This window comes from Bacillus sp. C1, assembly GCF_054570475.1.
Map to the genome: position 1 here is coordinate 367,255 of NZ_JBTMZT010000004.1, position 20,594 is coordinate 387,848.

General features: G+C 32.2%; 19 protein-coding genes. All 19 read right to left on the reverse strand.

The genetic code is table 11. The annotated features are described in order from the left end of the window. Nucleotides 1-11 precede the first annotated feature (11 nt). Nucleotides 12-647 (reverse strand): acetyltransferase, encoded by a 636-nt coding sequence (locus tag ACX5JI_RS15585; RefSeq protein ID WP_459501940.1) that lies wholly within the window; start codon nucleotides 645-647, stop codon nucleotides 12-14. Continuing rightward, complete coding sequence (locus ACX5JI_RS15590; RefSeq protein WP_459501941.1) at nucleotides 638-1,255, reverse strand: sugar transferase; 618 nt, start codon at nucleotides 1,253-1,255, stop codon at nucleotides 638-640. Before ACX5JI_RS15590 ends, ACX5JI_RS15585 begins: the two co-directional genes overlap by 10 nt. Before the next feature lie 643 nt (nucleotides 1,256-1,898). Then, nucleotides 1,899-3,440 carry a lipopolysaccharide biosynthesis protein gene (locus tag ACX5JI_RS15595; protein WP_459501942.1) on the reverse strand — a complete coding sequence of 514 codons (1,542 nt, stop codon included), beginning with the start codon at nucleotides 3,438-3,440 and terminating at the stop codon, nucleotides 1,899-1,901. A 1-nt stretch (nucleotide 3,441) separates the two neighbouring features. Next, nucleotides 3,442-4,323: a glycosyltransferase family 2 protein gene (locus tag ACX5JI_RS15600; protein WP_459501943.1), complete on the reverse strand. Its 882-nt coding sequence runs from the start codon at nucleotides 4,321-4,323 to the stop codon at nucleotides 3,442-3,444. A 279-nt stretch (nucleotides 4,324-4,602) separates the two neighbouring features. Next, entirely contained in the window at nucleotides 4,603-5,691 is a 1,089-nt protein-coding gene (locus tag ACX5JI_RS15605) for an acyltransferase family protein (RefSeq protein ID WP_459501944.1), read from the reverse strand. Between the two features lie 114 nt (nucleotides 5,692-5,805). Next, nucleotides 5,806-6,987 carry a glycoside hydrolase family 88 protein gene (locus ACX5JI_RS15610; protein WP_459501945.1) on the reverse strand — a complete coding sequence of 394 codons (1,182 nt, stop codon included), beginning with the start codon at nucleotides 6,985-6,987 and terminating at the stop codon, nucleotides 5,806-5,808. Between the two features lie 39 nt (nucleotides 6,988-7,026). Continuing rightward, nucleotides 7,027-7,587: an acyltransferase gene (locus ACX5JI_RS15615; RefSeq protein ID WP_459501946.1), complete on the reverse strand. Its 561-nt coding sequence runs from the start codon at nucleotides 7,585-7,587 to the stop codon at nucleotides 7,027-7,029. A gap of 48 nt (nucleotides 7,588-7,635) precedes the next feature. Beyond that, a complete protein-coding gene (locus tag ACX5JI_RS15620; protein WP_459501947.1) occupies nucleotides 7,636-8,829 on the reverse strand; it encodes a glycosyltransferase in 1,194 nt (397 codons plus the stop codon). 12 nt (nucleotides 8,830-8,841) lie between these two features. Further along, the gene (locus tag ACX5JI_RS15625; protein WP_459501948.1) at nucleotides 8,842-10,032 is read right to left on the reverse strand and encodes a glycosyltransferase; all 1,191 of its coding nucleotides are present in this window, start codon (nucleotides 10,030-10,032) and stop codon (nucleotides 8,842-8,844) included. 14 nt (nucleotides 10,033-10,046) lie between these two features. Beyond that, the gene (locus ACX5JI_RS15630; RefSeq protein WP_459501949.1) at nucleotides 10,047-11,207 is read right to left on the reverse strand and encodes a polysaccharide pyruvyl transferase family protein; all 1,161 of its coding nucleotides are present in this window, start codon (nucleotides 11,205-11,207) and stop codon (nucleotides 10,047-10,049) included. A gap of 18 nt (nucleotides 11,208-11,225) precedes the next feature. Next, a complete protein-coding gene (locus ACX5JI_RS15635) occupies nucleotides 11,226-12,257 on the reverse strand; it encodes a glycosyltransferase (protein WP_459501950.1) in 1,032 nt (343 codons plus the stop codon). 88 nt (nucleotides 12,258-12,345) lie between these two features. Next, on the reverse strand, nucleotides 12,346-13,548 hold the full coding sequence (locus ACX5JI_RS15640; protein ID WP_459501951.1) for a glycosyltransferase: 1,203 nt from the start codon (nucleotides 13,546-13,548) through the stop codon (nucleotides 12,346-12,348). A gap of 85 nt (nucleotides 13,549-13,633) precedes the next feature. Next, nucleotides 13,634-14,251 carry an acyltransferase gene (locus ACX5JI_RS15645; protein WP_459501952.1) on the reverse strand — a complete coding sequence of 206 codons (618 nt, stop codon included), beginning with the start codon at nucleotides 14,249-14,251 and terminating at the stop codon, nucleotides 13,634-13,636. Continuing rightward, complete coding sequence (locus ACX5JI_RS15650) at nucleotides 14,244-15,008, reverse strand: glycosyltransferase family 32 protein (protein WP_459501953.1); 765 nt, start codon at nucleotides 15,006-15,008, stop codon at nucleotides 14,244-14,246. The genes ACX5JI_RS15645 and ACX5JI_RS15650 overlap by 8 nt, the downstream gene beginning before the upstream one ends. A gap of 49 nt (nucleotides 15,009-15,057) precedes the next feature. Then, entirely contained in the window at nucleotides 15,058-16,125 is a 1,068-nt protein-coding gene (locus ACX5JI_RS15655) for an EpsG family protein (protein ID WP_459501954.1), read from the reverse strand. 141 nt (nucleotides 16,126-16,266) lie between these two features. Further along, nucleotides 16,267-17,169 (reverse strand): glycosyltransferase family 2 protein, encoded by a 903-nt coding sequence (locus ACX5JI_RS15660; protein ID WP_459501955.1) that lies wholly within the window; start codon nucleotides 17,167-17,169, stop codon nucleotides 16,267-16,269. Between the two features lie 27 nt (nucleotides 17,170-17,196). Beyond that, entirely contained in the window at nucleotides 17,197-18,309 is a 1,113-nt protein-coding gene (locus ACX5JI_RS15665; RefSeq protein ID WP_459501956.1) for a glycosyltransferase family 1 protein, read from the reverse strand. Nucleotides 18,310-18,320: 11 nt separating this feature from the next. Further along, the gene (locus ACX5JI_RS15670; protein ID WP_459501957.1) at nucleotides 18,321-19,388 is read right to left on the reverse strand and encodes a glycosyltransferase; all 1,068 of its coding nucleotides are present in this window, start codon (nucleotides 19,386-19,388) and stop codon (nucleotides 18,321-18,323) included. Then, on the reverse strand, nucleotides 19,351-20,517 hold the full coding sequence (locus tag ACX5JI_RS15675) for a glycosyltransferase family 4 protein (protein ID WP_459501958.1): 1,167 nt from the start codon (nucleotides 20,515-20,517) through the stop codon (nucleotides 19,351-19,353). Before ACX5JI_RS15675 ends, ACX5JI_RS15670 begins: the two co-directional genes overlap by 38 nt. Between the last annotated feature and the right edge of the window lie 77 nt (nucleotides 20,518-20,594).

Sequence of the window (20,594 nt, forward strand, 5' to 3'; positions counted from 1 at the left end):
TAAACACCATCCTACAGTTCTTTTTTTATCACTCTAGCTGGAACGCCCACTGCTATACAATTTGCTGCAATATCACAGATCACTGTTGCCCCGGCACCGATAACAGACCACTCACCAATTGTAATATTTGGAATTACATTAGCCCCTGCCCCTATATGTACGCCTTTTCCTACAGTTACAGTCCCTGTAAGCACAGCCTTTGGGGAAATATGTGCAAAATCGCTTACCTTATTATCATGTTCAACAATAGCACCTGAATTGATAATAACGTGATCTCCAATTTCAGCATCTGCATTCACGATTGCACCTGGCATAATAACCGTACCATTTCCAATCGTTGCACTTAAACTAACGATAGCTTGTTTATGTATAAGCGTCACATAACGATGACTAGGAATCCCTAACTGCTCCATAATTCGTTTTCGTATTCTGTTATTCCCTATAGCTACTACGAACCTTACATCTGTATGCTCATTCATTAGCTTTTCAGCTGCAGAAATAGGTCCAAAATAAACGCCATCCTTAACCCTTAATTGTTCATACATATCATCTAATCGGCCAACAATTTTATAATCCCTATATGATGATAGTATAATGTCTTGAATAACCTTACTATGGCCACCTGCCCCAATCATGACTATTTGCATTCATTCACCTCCTCAAAAGTCTTTGGGCCAGTAAATTTCTCAATAGTTACATGTCCAACTTGGTTAATTCCTTCTGATTTAAATACTTTCTTCACCGTCAATAACAAAATTTTCATATCCAGAAGAAAAGTTCGATTTTTCACATACCACACATCAAAATCGAACTTTTCTTCCCATGAGATTGCATTTCTTCCATTCACTTGCGCCCATCCTGTAATTCCTGGTCTTACATTATGCCGCTTAGCCTGTTCTTCTGTATATAACTCCAAATATTCCATCAATAATGGTCTCGGACCCACCAAACTTAAATCACCTTTTATAACATTAACTAACTGTGGCAATTCATCCAAACTATATTTTCTAAGAAATTTACCGAACTTAGTAAGTCTTACATCATCTGGAAGCATATTTCCCTCACCATCCGTCTCATCGGTCATCGTTCTAAACTTATATAGAAAAAAAGGTGCACCATGTAATCCTGGGCGTTGCTGCTTAAATAAGATAGGGGAACCTAACTTAGCTCTAACTAAAATTGCTACTATTATAAGAAGAATTGAAAACAACGCTGCTAATGACAAAGAAACGAACAAATCAAAAAGCCTTTTCATAAGTAATTATACTCCAATCAAAAATTTTTTACGGCGCTTCCCACAGAAATCTTTCAACTACCTTTAGGGTGGCCAATTTAACTCTACACCTGTATAAAATCAAACCAATTCGCAACTTACATTCTGCTATGAATTTCAGTCAGTATATTATAAATACATGTCCTCATCCCCTAAAGATTAGGTGCTTAAACTCAATAACAAAATCGCTATATTTTTATGAAAATATAGCGTTTTTTTCTTTCTATATTCAGTTAATAATAGTATTAGCTATCGATCTAGTAGTTGTACTTATATCAGTAGATACATTATTAAATACACATTTAACTATAGTTATCGCCTTTTCCATAGTTAACCAACGTAAACTAAGTAGAGTGTCTTCTAAACAACTGTGCGTAATGATAAAAACAACAGAATTGGCACCATCATTTTTAATGTAACCACCAAGGTGCATTTTACACTTTCTGCTACGTTCTCTTTTACACTTTAAGTGCGCATAATCTACTTGACATGGAGCCTCTACAGAATTAATAAACAACCTTGATATTAAAAGAACCACGGCTGTTACTGCAAATAAAGTGGGCAACACATGTAGATGAAAGTGCAAAGTTCATATTAGTGAAACAGGTAAAATTTATTCTAGCGTTTACATTCCCCTATTTAACTTGAATTTTGTTAATAACTTTTGTGAAATCCCTCTAACAATTCCAAATAAATATTTAAATTCAGTTGTTTTATAGAAAATTAATATATAAATCACATTAGGAACTATGATACAAATGATTCCCTTTAACAATAACTCAAAAAAATTATTTGATAAGTTGAAATTGCTCACAAAACTGGTAATAAAATACGTTCCTATACCTAGCGCTGTGTAGTAGGAGTATTTAAAGAAATAATCCATTACAGACCTATTAAATACATTTTTGTATGCTAAATAAGGAGTAATCCAGAAAGGAACAGTAATCACACTTACAAGGGTACCAAGAAATACACCCATTATCCCCATATATTTAACTAACACAATAGAAACAGCTAGGTTGACAGCAGCTTGAACTAAAGGTGCATATCTATCCTCATGGAAAACACCTGCTGTAGTTTTCACAGTTGTTATGGAGTTCCTCATGCCCCTTTCATAAAAAATAATTACTAATATAAACAACACACTTTTACTCATAAGATACTCTGATCCAATCCATAAAGTGATAAAGGGCTCCATTATAATACATAAGAGTATAGAAAAGAATGAGTATAACCAAAAGTTCAAAAGCATATAGACTTTATACACACTATAAACCTTCTCTATACTTTCTTTTGCTACTAAATTCCCTACGCTATGGTATGTATTATTAAAAATTTGATAAGTAAAATTCCTACAAATTTCTATTAACATATTGTAGTTAGAATACAGTCCAACTGCCGCTACACTAATAAATGAAGATATAAGAATATTATCCGTACCTAATACTAAGTAATTACCTATGTTTTGCAACACAATTGCTTTCACATTCTTAACAATTTTTTCTTTCGTTTCAGCATCTAATACACCCGAAACTTTATCCTTTAAAAATGGGTACATTCTGTTGACTATGATTGCCAAAAGAATGCTAGTAGTAACTGTTATTACACTATCAATAACTAAATATAAAATATAATTTTTTGTAAAATGAAGGATTCCAATTTTGAGACAAGCAGATACAATTGAAGATATGGAATATATCCCCGTTACAATATAACCCTTCTGAGAAACACTTAAAAATGAATTCTTATGCATATACAAATAAGGAGCAACTGTATTGAATAAAAATATAAGGTAAATCCAATGGATGTTTTCTACATTCGAGTCTTTAATAAAATATCCAAGAAACGGCATTAGAGACAATCCGAGTAACAAGACAATCAAAGCGATTACCATATATGCTTTCCGATACAATCTCATAAGTATATTGATTTTTTCTTGATCATTTTCCGCGACTGGCTTATAAAGACTGTACATTATACTAGCGCCTATTCCTGCCTCCGCTAGCGAAAGCATAGACAATATATTGGTAAGGAATCCATTTATACCTAGATATTCAATGCCCAGATTATTAATAAATACGGTTCGTGAAATAAAACTTAAAGATGTGACAATAATTTGATTTCCGATTCCAGCAGATATATTAATTATGGAATTTTTTACTCTCATATTAAAACCTTCTTGATATAATTTTTTTACACGTAGTCAACAAGATAGCTGATCGTAAAGTAAACGAATGAATACCCAAATACTCTGCTGCTTTCTTTACATTTAAATTAGACTTAACAAAATCATAATATAAATTATAATAGGATAATTTACCTTTCAGGCCACACCTATAAAATTCAATTTGCTGATTTATGTAATAGGCTGTACCTTTAGGACTTTTGGCAAATATATCCCTCATATTTTTTGTTAAGCCATCCTCTAAATAATTACATATGTATATTGTCTTATTAAACCATCTTATTTTATAACCTTCATAAGCTATCCTATTCCATACCGTATCCTCTGTCATAAATTTTTCCCCTTCAAACTCATGAAACTTGTATTTCCTTAGTATATCGGTATAAAACACTTCCGCTTTATCTCCTGTTATATTGTATTTATTCCGTTCAAGAGAAGTTGCATCAACGTATTCACCTTTAAACGTTGTTCCTAAAAAATCCTTACTGCTCCCTCCCCTATTACCAGAAACACCACAAAATAGTTTTTTATCCTCCAAACTATTTTCCCATTCTACTATGCTTTCTAACGCATCCTCTGTAATATGATCATCAGAATCTACTATAAAAAACATTTCTCCCTCAGCCAAATCAACACCTTTGTTAATCGCTCTATGTTTCCCGCCATTTTCAACTTTATAATACCGTATAGAAAATGAATTTTTTTCTAGTTTCCACATTTCGAATAATTCTTCTGTATTATCACTTGATCCATCATCAATAACTAACCATTCAAAATCTGTATATGTTTGTTCTTGTAACGATCTATATAATTTCTCTATGATATAACTCCTGTTGTATGTTGGAGTGAAGACTGTTATTTTCATTTAATTCCCTCATTTTTATCCTAACTTTTTCTTTCCATCTATTCACAGTAATCATTTCAGTTAATTGTTTGCCTATTTCAAAACTTAACTTCTACAAATGAAAATATATCTTTTAATATCACAAAAAGAAAATCCATTTATACTCCCTCTCATTTACGTACTAAATCTATTACACTTTATTCTATTTGTTATCTTTAGATATTAATTTTTTCGAGCTATGAAGAGGAAAATGTTTGTTTTCTAGGACTACATTTAACAATAATCTTTTATAAAAACCTCTTATTTAAGGCATTCTTTTGGTGAAGACACTTGTATCTTTTGATGTTTTTTTTGAAAACCAAAACGAAGTTTCTTACGTAACGGCTCTTCATAAAATTGATAAATTACTGCACTGAACAATAAAGAAACTATTAAACAAACCACAAAACTATATGTATTTTCTAACTTCAAGAAACCCGAGTATCGTATCACTAATTGGTGAATCATATAAAATGAGAAACTAATTTCACCTAAGTAAACAAATAGCCTTTGTGATAATAATTTTGAAAATATACCGCCTTGAAATGAAAAAGTGAAAATTAACAAGCACCATAGTGGAACAAAATAAACACCACGAACAATCCCTGCATCTAATTTTATCGAATACGATAATGCTGCAATGGATAAAAGTAAACATAGGAGTTCTAAAACAGTAAATATGTTTTTGTTAAAGTTTGCTTTATCGGATTTTTCAATATAGATCAATCCCAAAAGTATACCCGTTGAAAATTCGAACAATCTAGTAACAGGGAAAATATGTAATAACCAAATAAAAAATGGATTATTCTCATCCAAGTTTTTATTCAATAGAAATAAAATTATCCATGCTACCAAGAATATCAATATGGATGTAATAATGTTCTTTTTAACTTTAAGTTTCATAAATACCCATAGCAAAAAAGGAAACATAACATAAAAGAAAGCTTCAACTGATAATGTCCACGAAACGCCGTTAAAATTAAAATAAGTACCCTGACTAGGTACAAAACTTTGTACCAATAGCAAATTAATGATTGACATAAAAGCAAGTTTTATAAAATATAAACTATTAGGGTGAAAGTATAAAATAACTAATGGTACAGAAAGAAAAAAGGTTAATACATGAACTGGATATACTTTAGAAAATCTTGCTTTATAGAATTTTTTAATACTGTGTTTATTTAGTTCAGTAAATTTAGAATGATAATTATAAGCTAAAATAAAACCAGATAAAATAAAAAAGAATTGAACGCCCGCTGAACCTAATTGATATTGGCTAAACACACCCATATGAAATAAGAAAACCATTAGCGCAGCAATAAATCTAAATGACGTTAAAGAGTTTAACATAGGATTCCCACCTTTCTCATTTTCCCCAAAAATAAATGGTTCGAATTTTCAAATCATTTATTTTCTTTATCAATACAGTTACCTCATACAAATACGAGTAAAGGGGATGAAGGTTTAGTTCCTACTTAAATATGCATTGATTAATCTAACGCAAAACCCTTGAGTAAACGGCAATATATTGAACAGTGTGGAATACACTCCTATGTCTTTTGTATCTCCTTGAGAAAATTCAACTGCCCCATCTTTTCTTGTAACTTGCATTAAATAATGCATGGCTCTCTCTACGCTATCCATGCATTCACTTGAAATTCCATCTATCTTTGAGGCATTTAACATAAACCATCCAAGTGTAGCCGTAGCAGAAGAATCAGGTCTACTCTCATTTCTAGTTACCGTCCAATTCCAACTTCCATTATCTTGTTGAAAACTCATTGCAGTTTTCGCAAATCTTTTCACACTCTCCTCAAATGATAATTTATACTTACTATCTTGGGGCAATTCATTCCAAGCATCTATAAGACCAATAGCAAACCACCCAAGACCTCTTCCCCATCCATATAATCCAAGAGGGACTTTATTCTCTATTTTGTAGACATGACATGGTAGCGAATGTTTATGTAACATTCCATACTTTTCATACTCCTGAATTTGTTTCACCGCTAGATCTATACACTCTTCCTCGTTATATCTAGTACCATAACAAACTAAAAAGGGGCATATAAACCCTATCGTATCTACATATCTGTAGCTCTTCATAAACTTCCTATATTCTACTGTACCATCTTCACCTATATGGTCCTTAATCATTTCCCATGTATAATCTAATGCTTTTTTATATTTATTTATATCAATGTAATCTAGTTTCATAATGGCGTAAGCGAGTATAGCCCCGTCTATATGCTTAGGTTTTTCCACCCATTGACCACTACTATCAAATTTTGAATTCAAAAATCTTTCAATCTCTGATTTCATTTCCTTATCATCATTATGTTTTAAATACTCAGATAAACCTAATACTAATGATGCTTCTTGCCAATGTTGTATCGTACTTTTCGTATAATTTCCTTTCAGCATATCCAATACAACCAATCTTGTATTGTCTGTTACTTTTATTTTCGGTGTATTTAGTAACCACTTAGACCCTTTTTTCGTTATAGTCTTATTCCATGTGGCTTTACTTTCATATCTCCCTATATGAATTCTTAGTACCCAATCTTTTATTACAGGTACTAAGTCTATGGTAATAATCATTAAAATAATAAAAATTATAATGTAGCTCAAAACTTGAAATATCATCTTTATATTGCCCTTTCAACGTGAAAATAATTTAAATACTCATTTAACATATCCAACCGTACTACCTAATTCTTCCGACATTTTCGTACACATATCTGGTGTAATATTCTCACCTATTGTCCAGCTTTTATCATAACAATGTGCTGTCTTTATATTTAATTTGTGCTTATTGATATAATCTTTTGTTTTCCCTATAATTTTCGCGGGATTCCCACCAACAATACACTCTTCTGGAACCGATTTTGTTACTACACTTCCCGCAGCCACAATAGCATTTTTCCCTATTGTAACTCCAGGCATTATTAAAGCCCTTGCTCCTATGAATGCATTGTCTTCTATTTTTATTTTCGCTATTTTTGTATAATCTAGATATCGTTTCGTACTGGCATCATGTGCAAGGAGATATACTTGAGGTGCAAATGTAACGTTATCACCTATTTCTATGAGCCAACAATGAGCATAGTCAATTGTACTCCCAGCTAATCCACTACAATTTTCTCCTACCTTCATACCTCTTTGTACACACGCTTCTACTGTTAAATCTTCAAGACATACCATTCCCAATCTTACCATTAAGGATTTTTTTATCCAATTAAACATAATGGCCTCCAATGGATGTATTATTTAACGTACTTTCAAATGCTAGATTTAATCCTCTATTAAATTATACAAATGATCGACTTTATCCTCTGTCCCCAATTCTTCTTTCTTGAGATTATCGATGAACTTACTTCTTAATTTTTCATCTTTTATTAATAATTCAAGATGATTTGCCACTGACATAGGGTTCATCTCTGCGATTACTCCATTGATATTATTTCTTATATGATTATTAGCTGTCTCAAAATTAGTAATTATTATTGGCTTTGCAAGTATTTTTGCTTCATCTATAGAAATAGATTTACCTTCATATCTAGATGTCTGTATATATATATCTGATTGTTTTATGTATGGATATGGATTTTCTTTTACACCTAATAATTTTACTCTTTTTCCTAATTTTTCTTCCTTTATAATTCTTTCAAGTTCTTCTCTTACGTTGCCTTCTCCAATCAAATACCATGTAAGATCGTACCCTTTTTTTATGAGTATATTAAATGCTTCTAAAGAGATATCCAATCCCTTTTCTTTAGCCAACCTTCCTACTGAAATTAATGATATACTGCTATCGTTTTCTTCTTTAAAATCAACTTTCTCTAATGACATTTTCCTTATCATTTTTGAAGAAACTATATTGTGTATGCATCCGATTTTATTTTCATATTCAGGAAAAATATCCTTTAAAATATTTACTAGCTCTTCTGATACAGTCACTATATGGTCCAATTTACCAAAATAAGATTTTTCTTTACTATAATCAATCCCTAATTTATTATAATCCGTGTGTATCCATCCAATCTTTTTTTTCGCTTTTACCTTGTCTACACAAAAATATATAGGATTTTTTTCTTGGAATCCTATAGCTACATCATATTCCTTATTGATCTCACCTATTGAATCCGACATGTATTTCCATATTTTCTGCTCAATTATGGCTCCATTTGTTTCTGTCTTCGCCAGATAACCTAATATTCCTCTAGAAAATATCGTTTTAAAATCCCCTATTTTCATTAATTCGGTCAAAGATTTTTTTATAGGCATATCAAAATATTTATATTTTATTGGTTCCGGTAATACAGTGACTTCTTTTGGTAACTTATTTATAAATATTCCTTCATGCTTAAATAAGAATAAATCTACTTTGTATCTAGAATAATCTATAACTTCCAATAAAGAAATTAGGGCTTTTTCAGCCCCACCACAATTTAAATTATTCATTATAAATAATATATTTTTTTTCATGAACTTCACCCATTATAGAATTTCATATAACTTATATATTTCTTCTTCCGTTCCTAATTTCTCTTTCGAAAGATTACTTACTAATTTTTTCTTTAGTTCTATATCTTTTATAAGTCTCTCAATTCCCTCTGCAATAGCCTCTGGTTTCATGTCTACAATTAACCCATTTATCTCATTGTCAATTTGATCTTTTGCAGTACTAAAATCAGTAACAAGTATAGGCTTATTCAATATCTTTGCCTCATCAATTGCTATAGATTTCCCTTCAAATTTAGATGTCTGTGCATAAATATCTGCTTGTTTTATATACGGGTAAGGATTAGATTTTAACCCTAACAATTTGAAATTGTTTTCTAATTTATTTGCTTTTATCAAATTAGTCAGTTGTTCTCTTTCCTCTCCCTCACCTATAATATTCCACTTTATTTTGTACCCTTTATCTATTAGTTTCTTGCAAGATTCTATAGCCAGTTCAAAGCCTTTTTGATAGTGAAGCCTACCTACTGAAAGGATAATAATTTCATCGTCTTTCTTAACATAAACATCCTTATCTTCTTGATTAGCCATTTTATGTATCATTGTCGGTGATACAATATTGTAAATAACACTTATCTCATCTTTTTGATTAGGAAATCTGTCTTCTAGGATATTGGCACACGCTTCCGATACTGTAACTATATTGTTTAGCTTTTCGAAGTACACAGTATCAAAATTCGAATCCATTCCTAATTTATTATAGTCAATATGTACCCATCCTATTTTTTTATGTGCTTTCACCTTATCTACACAAAAATATGTAGCGGTTTTTTCTAAGAACCCAATAGTAGCGTCATACTGTTTCTCAATTTCATTTAAAGACTTAGCAATATATTTCCAGCTGTATTGTTCCTGTATCGATGTATTTTTTCCCCTTCTATTCTTTATGGTGAACATACATCTATTATATGCTAGCGATATTTCTCCCTTTAATAAAAATGCTTTGACCGATTTAACCAAAGGTAAAGTAAACGTCTTATATGCTTCTGGTATAGGCAAAATTTGTACATGTTTTGGCAAAAATTCCATAAATATACCTTCATGGTTAAACAAAAATAAATCTACACTATATAACTGATAATCTATTTGAGATAGTAAATTTACCAGACTCTTTTCTCCACCACCAGCAGATAGACTAGGCATAACAAATAATAATTTTTTTTTCATAATATAACCTCGATTTACTTAGCTAATTCTTGTAAGTATTCTATCGCTTTATATGACATTCCTTTAATATTAGGCATAGTTTGCTCTAGTTTGCTCTTCAATTGATCTTCTTCTCTTATCATCTCATCGAATTTAGCTTTTAATTTATTACTATTAGATATTTCTTCAATATTTAAGACTAATTTCTCTTCTCCAAATAAATCTTTAGCTATTCCCTTCGACTTTATACTGTATCCCAATACCATAGTTGGAACACAATTTGAGTAAGCCGCTATCGTTGCATGTGTTCTAGCTCCTATAAAGAATCGCATTCTAGCTATATACCCTTTATATTGTATTGCATTTAAATTGTTTGGTAATATAATGACCCTACCTGTATTTTTAAATTCTTCATAATATGTATATAGAACTTCATAATCATTATTTCCATCCTGCATAACATGCGGCGTGAGAGCGATTGTTGAATTTGTAGTATCCAGTATATGATTAATTAAATCTCTTACTGCAACTTGTGAATCCTTATTTCTCTTCCATACAAGTGGACTGAAATTAAGGCCTATTGTATTCCCCTCTTGCCATCCTTTAGGTAATTCCAACTCTTCTTTCTCCATAGTAAATGCAGGATCTGCACATAATTTAACATTATTAAGTCCCTTGTTTTTCAACATATTATAGGTAAGAGTTTCACGAGCTAATATTAGGTCAAACTGTTTTAAGTCTCCTAATTTTCTCTCAGACATATCCTCTTCACCTATAGAACATCCCCATAACACTAATTTCTTTCCTGCTGCTTTTACTCTTTTATCTATTTCATACAACGCAGGCTGCTCCCCGTAACAATAATTATCTCCGCCTATAGATAAGCATACGTCCACATTTTTTATATGTTTAATTATATTATCTTCCATTTTAGCTATTGCATAAGATTCATCATTAAACAATTTCACTTTCAGTAAAGCCATCCACCAATCATATGAGTACTTCGCTATACTCTTAGTAGAACCATCATATATTCCATCTAATTTTGTTATAATCTTATCTGTTTCAGGCTTACTTGATACCAAATATATCTTTGCTCCATCTACCTTTTCTTTTATGATATTAGTAGAGGATCGAACAATAGCCTCACATCCTCTATTAAGACTTCCACCATGGGCAAACATCATAATTTTCATACTTAAACTCCCTCACTATTACTTATTTCTGAATCTACTGTAGGCTGTAACGCAATAAAGCCCCACAGTTGATTGTCTCTTTATTAAATTTATTATTAAGCGTTCATACCTGCCTAATTTGTTATAAATTTCACTATAATACATAGGCAGTGCCTCTCTCACATGTTTATTTCGTATCATACTTTTTACGTATTTATACCGCTTACCAAAACTTATATCTTTAGATGGGGTAAAATAAACATGTATATAGGACATTACACTGTTCATAAACTTTATTGATTTTAATTGATTTATCTTTACTTTATTAAGTTTATCAGTATATATTTTGGGCAATTCCATAGTATATACCTCTACAGCCCTCTCAAAGTAATCTCTTTCCGATATATTCCTAGTGGCACTACCAACTACTTCTCTATAGTGATAACCTGTATAATTAATATATTTCATACGGGTTGCGATACTAAAGAATTCAACGTTAAACATTCCATCTTCCCCCAATGCAATTCCATTTGGGAATTTAACGTCATTTTCTTTAATTATATGATTTCGATACATCTTATTTACAACAGTATTCAAGTTATCCGCCTTTAGAAAATAAGGTAATAATTCTTGCTCTATATAATCTCTTTTAAGAACAGTATCTATAGGAAATGGATATTTTGTAGTTACCTTATGTCCTTCCATTTCACTCTCAAAATTGGATATAACTACATCACAATTATTTTCTTTTACTGAATCATATAACACCCTATACATATCTCTTTTTACAGAATCATCAGCGTCAACAAACCCGACATATTCCCCAGCGGCTAAATCTAGCCCTCTATTTCTAGCAACACTTACACCTTGATTTCTTTGGTTGATAAGTATAATCCGGCCATCTAATTTTCTATACTTCTCAATTATTTCTCTGCTGTTATCTGTTGAACCATCATTCACAAATATAAACTCACACTCTTGAAGTGTTTGATTTAAAAGTGATTCTATACACTGGGTGATATATTTTCCTGCGTTATAAACTGGTATTATTACACTTACTTTTGGGTTCATACCTAATCACACCTTTAGGAGAAATCTCTTACGCCACTATCATAAATACACTGCTATTTTTGTTCCTTACACTTAATGTATTAATTGTTTAGACGTCTATAATTTGATATAGCTTGTTTAACTCAGCGTTATTGCTATAATCTCGCTCTCGCAAATTATTGATTAATGTTTCCCGTAGTTCATCATCTCTGTATAAATTCTCGATACCTTTGACTAATCCCTCTACACTTGAATCACATATAACGCCCTCAATCCCCTCATCCAATTGGCTGGCCGCAGTAGGATAATTGGTTATCAATATGGGTTTTTCAAGGATTTTGGCTTCTGTAACTGTAACGGCCTTCCCCTCATATCTGGACGGTTGAACGTATAAATCACATGATTTCATATAAGGATATGGATTCGTTTGTTTGCCTAATAATATAAAACTGTCTTCTAACTGTTGTTCCGTTATCAGTTCTTTAAGGATAGATTCGTCCGATCCGTAACCTATGACATACCATTTTATATTGCTTAACCCTTTATTATGTAATGCTTTAAGGGCTTTTATAGCAACATCAAACCCCTTCGCATATGACAACCTTCCAACCGATAAAATATTAAAGGTGTCGTTACTTTGTTTATGAAAATTCACAGTGCTTTTAGCCATATTTCGGATAAATTGGGGTGAAGTAATATTTTCTATTTGTACAATTTTATTTTTTAGCGATGGATATACAGTTAAAAAAGCCTTTGTACATTCTTCCGATATTGATGCTATGTGATCAAATTTATTCCACATAGCAAAATCAATTTCATTATCAATTTCTAACGTACTATAATCTGTATGAATCCAAGCAATCTTCCTATCAGCGCTGACATTATCAGCTAAAACATCATGTGGCCATGCGTAACTAATCGCAACATCATACTTTTTTTTCTGCTTAGGCAAAGAATATGCTGCATACTTTGACACAAGCTGCATCTGAACATATCCTGGACCTTCTTTTAACTGTCTCTTTTTCGATATTCTACCCGCCATATACTTACTTATTATTCTTGTGATTACCGCCCCAAAATATCCTTCACGTACACATTGCACAATTGACTTCCTAAAGACGGTATATCCACCTATCTGTGGTAGTACGTTAACTTTATTAGGTACTAGATTTAAGAATTCTCCGGTATGATTAAATATTAATAAATCTATGTTGTATGTATCATAGTCGAAGCTTTCCAACATATTAATTAAGCTTCTTTCTATTCCACCGATTTCCATATCATAGATAGAGATTAAAACATTTTTTTTCATACGCTCCCTCACATTCATGTTTTATTTCGATGTAAGTAAATGAAAATAATCGTATTATGTGAATTCATATGGAATAAACTTTTCATTAGCTACTTAAATTATTACGATCAATACACATATTCTCCCTTTTATTCACGAATAACGTATTAGAAGGAATCTGCCCCTTTACAACGCTTCCAGCGGCTATTACGGTATTATCGCCTATAACAGTTCCCTTTAATATAACTACATTCGAACCAATCCAAACATTCTTCCCTATCTTTACTTCACCTTTTACCAGATGGCCATCTGTAGGGTCTTTATAATTATGGTCATGGTCATTAATGCACACATTGGGTCCTATCTTTGTACCCGTTCCAATCGATATTCTATTTACACAGTTGATATTACAGTTATCATTAATAAATACTTTTTCTTCTATATCTAATACTCCGTCAAAATCCAGTCTAATGCTGGCATTCTTTCTTACAAATACAAACTTTCCAACATTAACTTTTGAACGTTTATTAAAGATCTCAATTTTGCTATTTGCTTGAAGAAAAAAGATTGAGCATTTTATATTCCGGAAATATAGTACCTTATAGAAGGCACCTCTTAATGCACCTATTACATGTGATATATTCATGAGTACAGTGAAATATAGTCCTCTATTACGGCTTTCTGCAACTATTGTTTGAATAATCTTCTTGAATACCTTAATCATGTGTATTCCCCTTAAAACCTTCTTTTCCTGTTATACTTCTTAACCTAGCAATATTATTTCCACCTATTATTTTCGCTAAGATCAATTTTATATTACCCTTGATTCTTACTTTGAGCGGCAACCAACTTTTATAAAAATGATGCATTGCATATGTATTTTCAGTTATAAATTTTCTACAATTGATATAATCATATGGAGAAAAATATGTTTGTGGATAAAAAACTCCCATACCGCTTATTTCTTGATATTCTCCATTTAATTTCAATCCTGCATTTTTTAATATATTCGTTACAATAGCCACATTGGTTAACTCATCATGGTTTCCATCTTCCTTGATGAACTCTTTCCCTTCATATGAATCTAAAAATATTTTAATTAACTTATTTCCTTTCATAGCTCCTATAGTACTTGTAGCTATATAATTTTCTTGTTCAAATCCCCAAAATGAATCATGATGGAGCATATTATCAAAAGGTTTGAATACCTCTACATCGGTATCTAAATAAATACCTCCGAACTTATACAGAACATATACCCTTACATAATCACTTACAAATGCAAATTTTTTCGAATCATAGGCTTCTTTGACATATAAGTTACATTCTATGTCAAAATTATTTTCATTCCATTCAATAATTTCATATTCTGGGAGGTTCTTCTTCCAACTATCTATGCATTTTTGTACAATCTCAGGTTTCTCTCTACCACCAAACCAACAATAATGTATAGTTGATGGAATTTTCCTCACGTTCTCCAATTGATACACGCTCCCTCGATATACTTAGACGTAGTATTACTAAAAAAATTTATAAAGATATATATTTACTTGTATAAATGATACCTAAACTTATTACACTCTCATAAAAGTAATAAATGAGATAACATAGTAAAAGTCCGTAATATACGAGTTTCCTATCCTTTTTAGAAAATAATACAACAATCCATGAAATTAAAATTAATTGATATAAACTGAAATAAATGGTAAATCTCGCGAATATCCAATTTTGCGTTGAAATAATCATAAACACTAAACCAATTAAAGACATGTTTACAATGTAATCACTTTTCGGGAAAACTTCTCTTAATTTTTCTTTTCCAAGATATGCAATAACTAATGGGACACCACTAACTGCAACACGTAATACATTTGCTCCTCCCTCTGCAAAGTTCTTATAGTGTCCATACTGAGTTGACTCTAATGCCGAGAATAAAGCTGATGAGAATTGGTTAAACCCAATCACTATAATAACCGAGAAGAACAGCAGTACATACGTATCCCAAGCCCAAGCCTTTCTCCTAACCAAAAAATAAATTGGGATTAAGACAAGCGCTGATTTATGAATCATAGCTGCTAAAAGTACAATTAAAATATATTTTTTGAAATTCCCATTGAATATATATTTCGTGGCCAGAAAGACAATGGATGCTGCTAAAAACTGTCTAATTCCATTCATGGATACCAAATACATTCCACCTGTAATGTATACGAATAAAGCTAATTCAAACATCCGGGAGTATTTATAAAGAGTTATTACAATTAATATATTTGTCACTAAAGCGACAAAAAACACCATTATTTGTGAATCTTTTGAGAAATGCTGTAGAAACATCTGTAAAATGTCAAACCCAAAATCCCCTGAGAAATCAATACTGCTCCAACTAAATTCATTGTGGTCATAGGAATACATGTAAAAATAAGTATCACCAATATTATTTCTAAGTCCCGATACAATAACAAGAGATGTCATTGCCAAGAAACTAAACATTTTATTTGGTTGAACTGGAACGATCCCATTGCTCATGCTCTTTGCAGAATATCTTGCAAAAAAAGATAACATGTAAACTACAAAAAGGTTTATCCATAATATAGTCATTCCATAACTCCCTTCACAGAGCAAACAAGCAAGTAACTTAAACAAGCAAAGACAAAGGAAAAAAGTAGATATCTTTACACATAAATATATCAACCAATTATCGCCATCTTAAATAGCAATTACCGGCAAACCTTTATCATTCTAATGGCGCTTCGAAACAGTTTTATTACTTGTATTCTGTATATAAAGATAAAGAATAATCCCGAAAGGTATCGCCAAGAAAGTAGTACCCTTACATGGTGATTCTTTAAGAAAAGCATAATTTCTGATCATTAAATTACTCGATACATAATGTATAGATTCCCGAAATCTCTCCTTAAAGGATGGAGCATACCTCATAGCAACCTTTCTGAAGAATAAAAAGCCACGCGGATTTTTCTTATATTGTTTAATCATATTCATGCTTGAACCATCATCTAAATATTCCACATGGCATAAAACTTCGTTCATAATGAGTAAGGGGCATTGTTGATCAATTAAAATATACTTATAACTGAGCGGACAATATTTTTCTCCTGAAAATATAGGATATGGCAAAGAATTTCTTGTCAACTCTGAACGATAAACGAGTTTCTTATCGCCGCTAACCCCATGAAGACCATACAAACCTGACAATGTGGATGATTTAATATGAGATGGCATTTTAGTTCCAATGATTTCTCCATTCTGTTTCGCATCCAATCCAACTATTCCAGCAAATTTCTTACTCCCATGCGTCTTCCAAAATGAAACAATCTTTTCAACGGCATCTTCAGCCATATAATCATCCGAGTCTATACAAACATTTAACTCTGTATTAATTAATTCATAAGCGGTATTGTGTGCTCCGTGCATACCTTGATTTTCTTGGTAATGATAGCGAATGGGAACGACATCTTCTGCAATCCAAGTATCTATAAGTTCCTTTGTATTATCAGTAGAGCCATCATCAATGATTAGCCAAATAAAATCTTTACATTTTTGTCTCTTTAAACTTTCGTAACATAAATGAAGGGTATATGCACGATTATATGTAGGCGTAAAAACGGTTAAAAGTGATGTCATTGCAAACCCTCCTGCATCAAGTTTTTATTATTTATAGGCATGTGCATAATAGTAATCTGTCAGCCAATTTGCCATAGTAGCCGTATCATAGCCCATATTTTGCATGATATTTGTTGTATCCTCATGCTCTAATGATGAGGATAGAATTGAATCTGCCCATAATTCCGTTGAACTCTTTAAATCCATGAATTTCATTCGGCCAGTCAAGTTAGATTCACTAGTAATTGCATCAGACACCACACAATTTAAACCAGCAGCCTGTGCTTCCACGAGTACAACTGGCAAGCCTTCAAAAAGCGACGGAAATAGAAAAACATCAAATCCTTGCATCAATTGCGGAATATCGGTTCTAGTTCCTAGAAATCTGACTTTAGAAGACAACCCTAAGTCAGCGACTTTTTTTTCAATGCTTGCACGTAAGGTACCCTCCCCTATGAGAAGCAGTATAGATTCTGGGTTCTTTTTATGTACAGCATGGAAAATATCTATTAAAAATTCATGATTTTTTTGCTTATTAAATCTTCCAACATGCCCGATAACTAACGTATTATCGTTTGCTCCAATTTCTTCCCTTACTTTATTTCTGTTACTTTCGTTATATTTAAATTCTGCAGCATTCACTGCGTTATTTAGAACTTTAACTTCATTAGAACTTGCTCTTTTCTTCCCAAACAACCATTCCCCTGCTTTTTTTGAACATGCAAAATATGCAGTTGGATTTTCTTTCATTGTGAATCTTGCATATAATCGAAAAGGAAGTTTTATATCGATACCTAAATCACTTAAATGACTGTGAGCAATACGGCACGGAACACCTGCTTTTTTTGCTGCTCTCAATACAAAACTACTGTTCTCATTGATATGGGAATGTACTACTTTATACTCAGGATTAGTAGCGAAGAACTCATTGAGTAATTTAAAATAACGGCGATAATTGCCAGGACGTATTTGTGGCATTCGATAAATCTTTCCACCAAGCCTCTCAATTTCATCATCATAATGTCCCTTATCTGTTCTATGTACCATAAAATCAAATTGAATCTTGCTACGATCTATTCTTCGGTAATAATTCATCAACATAGTTTCAAGCCCGCCACGATTCATAACAGTAACTACTTGAAGTATACGAATAGGTTTCAAGAGTACCACTCCTATCTAATCATCTTTCTGAGTGAATCTATTGCCACTAACATGAAATAATATCCTGCAGTAAACCTGTATTTCACACAAAAGTAAAACGCCTTCCAAACAATCGGAAAGTAATTCATTTCTAATTGTTTAAAAGAACGTTTTATACGATCATCATTCAGTATTTTACTTAATATATTAAATTTCTTTAATGGCGATACACGATTACTTTTACTGATTGTGTTCAGACCAAGTCCGAGCGTATTAAGACAAATACGATTCTTTAAAGCTAATTGAAAATTCCCTGATAGCCCTTTATCTTTTAAAAATCTCTCAATAATATCATACAAGTTAAACCATTGGTTCATCAATTCCGATTTGTAATTAGATGTCACCGAAGCCGCATTTGTTTTCCAATAATGATAAAATGGCTCGTTTAAGAAAATAAATTTATCTATATAATAAAACGCCTGTATATTAAATAATGAATCTTCATTTGTACCAATATAACTCAAATCTACAAACTGAATAGCATTTTCCTTAATAACCGTAGAACGATAAAGCTTTGACCAAACAGTCCCCCAAGCATCTAAGAATGCTGGATTTCCCATTTCTTCATTTATAGGACCAATTAAACGTCTCATTACATTCGCTTTAATTTCTTCGCCTTCATAACAAATTTTTTCAGGGAGATCAAATTTCTTCTCTTTTGAATGACTTCCAAATTCACGAGTATATGTACACATAACAACGTCGGCCTTACCTTGAACTGCTTCCTTATACAAGGTTTCATACATTTCCATGTCTATCCAATCGTCCGGATCAACAAACCCAATATATTCTCCGCTCGCGGCTTGTATACCTGCATTTCTTGCTGAAGAAACACCACCGTTTTCTTTTTCAATCACTATGATTCTTTTATCTTTCTTTGCATACCTCTTAAGTATATCTGCACTCTTATCTGTTGAACCATCATTTACCATGATAATTTCAATATCTTCAAGTGTTTGTGATATTAAGCTGTTTAAACATCTTCCTAATAAAGTTTCAACATTATAAACAGGAACTATTATACTTACTTTCGGCTTCATCTGTTTCCTCCAGAATATATTTCCAATAAATAGAACTCAATTCCGATTTAACTTGAACAATCGAATATTTATGTATTTTTCGTTCACTTTCAATACCCATTTTCACAAGTAATTCCTTTGATTTGCTGATCTCTACTACTCTTAAAGCAAACACTTGAGCATCTTGATCGGAAATAATATAACCATTCACTCCATCTTCTACAAGCTCCAAATGTCCCCTATTCTCACTTGCAATTATCGGTAACCCACAAGCCATTGCCTCCATAATATTAACCGGCAGACCTTCGCGAAGACTCGATGCAACCGCAATATCACAGGCGGATAAAATTTTCGAAATATCATTCCGATAACCAAGAAATTCTATCATTTCAAATACGCCAATTTGTTTAGCCAAGTCTTTACACTCTTCTAATAAGGGACCGTTTCCAGCTAATAGAAGCTTTGCATTTGGAACACTATCCTTTATTAAAGCCAATGATCGAATCAACAATTGTTGATTTTTATTTTTATTAAACTCAGCTGCATAGAACATCAAGAAATCATTGGGCTTATATCCCATCTCACTCTTCGTACAAAGCTTTTGAATCTCATCAGCTGGTTGAAAGTATTCTGTGTCTACTCCCACTCCGTGCACTTGCTCAATTTTAGTTGCTTTGAAATGCCGCTGAACAGCCAAATCATAATCCTCTTGATTTATTGTGATCAGGCAGTCTGTGTAATTTGCCATCACTTTTTCAATAGGATAATATAATAACCAATTTATAAGCGGGGCACCTTTACAAAAGTGGAACCCGTGTGCAGTATATAAAACCTTCGTTCCATATTTTCTAGCACTTCTTGCCGCTAAACGTGTAATTACGCCCCCCATTGGTGTATGACAATGAATAATTTTGTACCCATTTTCATCAATGATCGCTTTCAATTCTTTATACGCCTTAATATTCTTGGACTGCAAAGGTGATCGTTGGATAGAAAGCTCATACTTCTTATCCACGTAAGGGAGTTCCATGTTACCCGCAGCAGCAACATGAACTTCCCATCCCTGTTCTTTAAACCATTTCATATATGGCAAGTGAAAAGCTTTAAAATGAATATCAACTGTTGCACAGAATAATACTTTATTTCCCACATATATCACCCTACACTCGTTATAATCTGTTTAACCAATTTGCTTTTCTAAATAGTAAAATACGTATCTACACACAC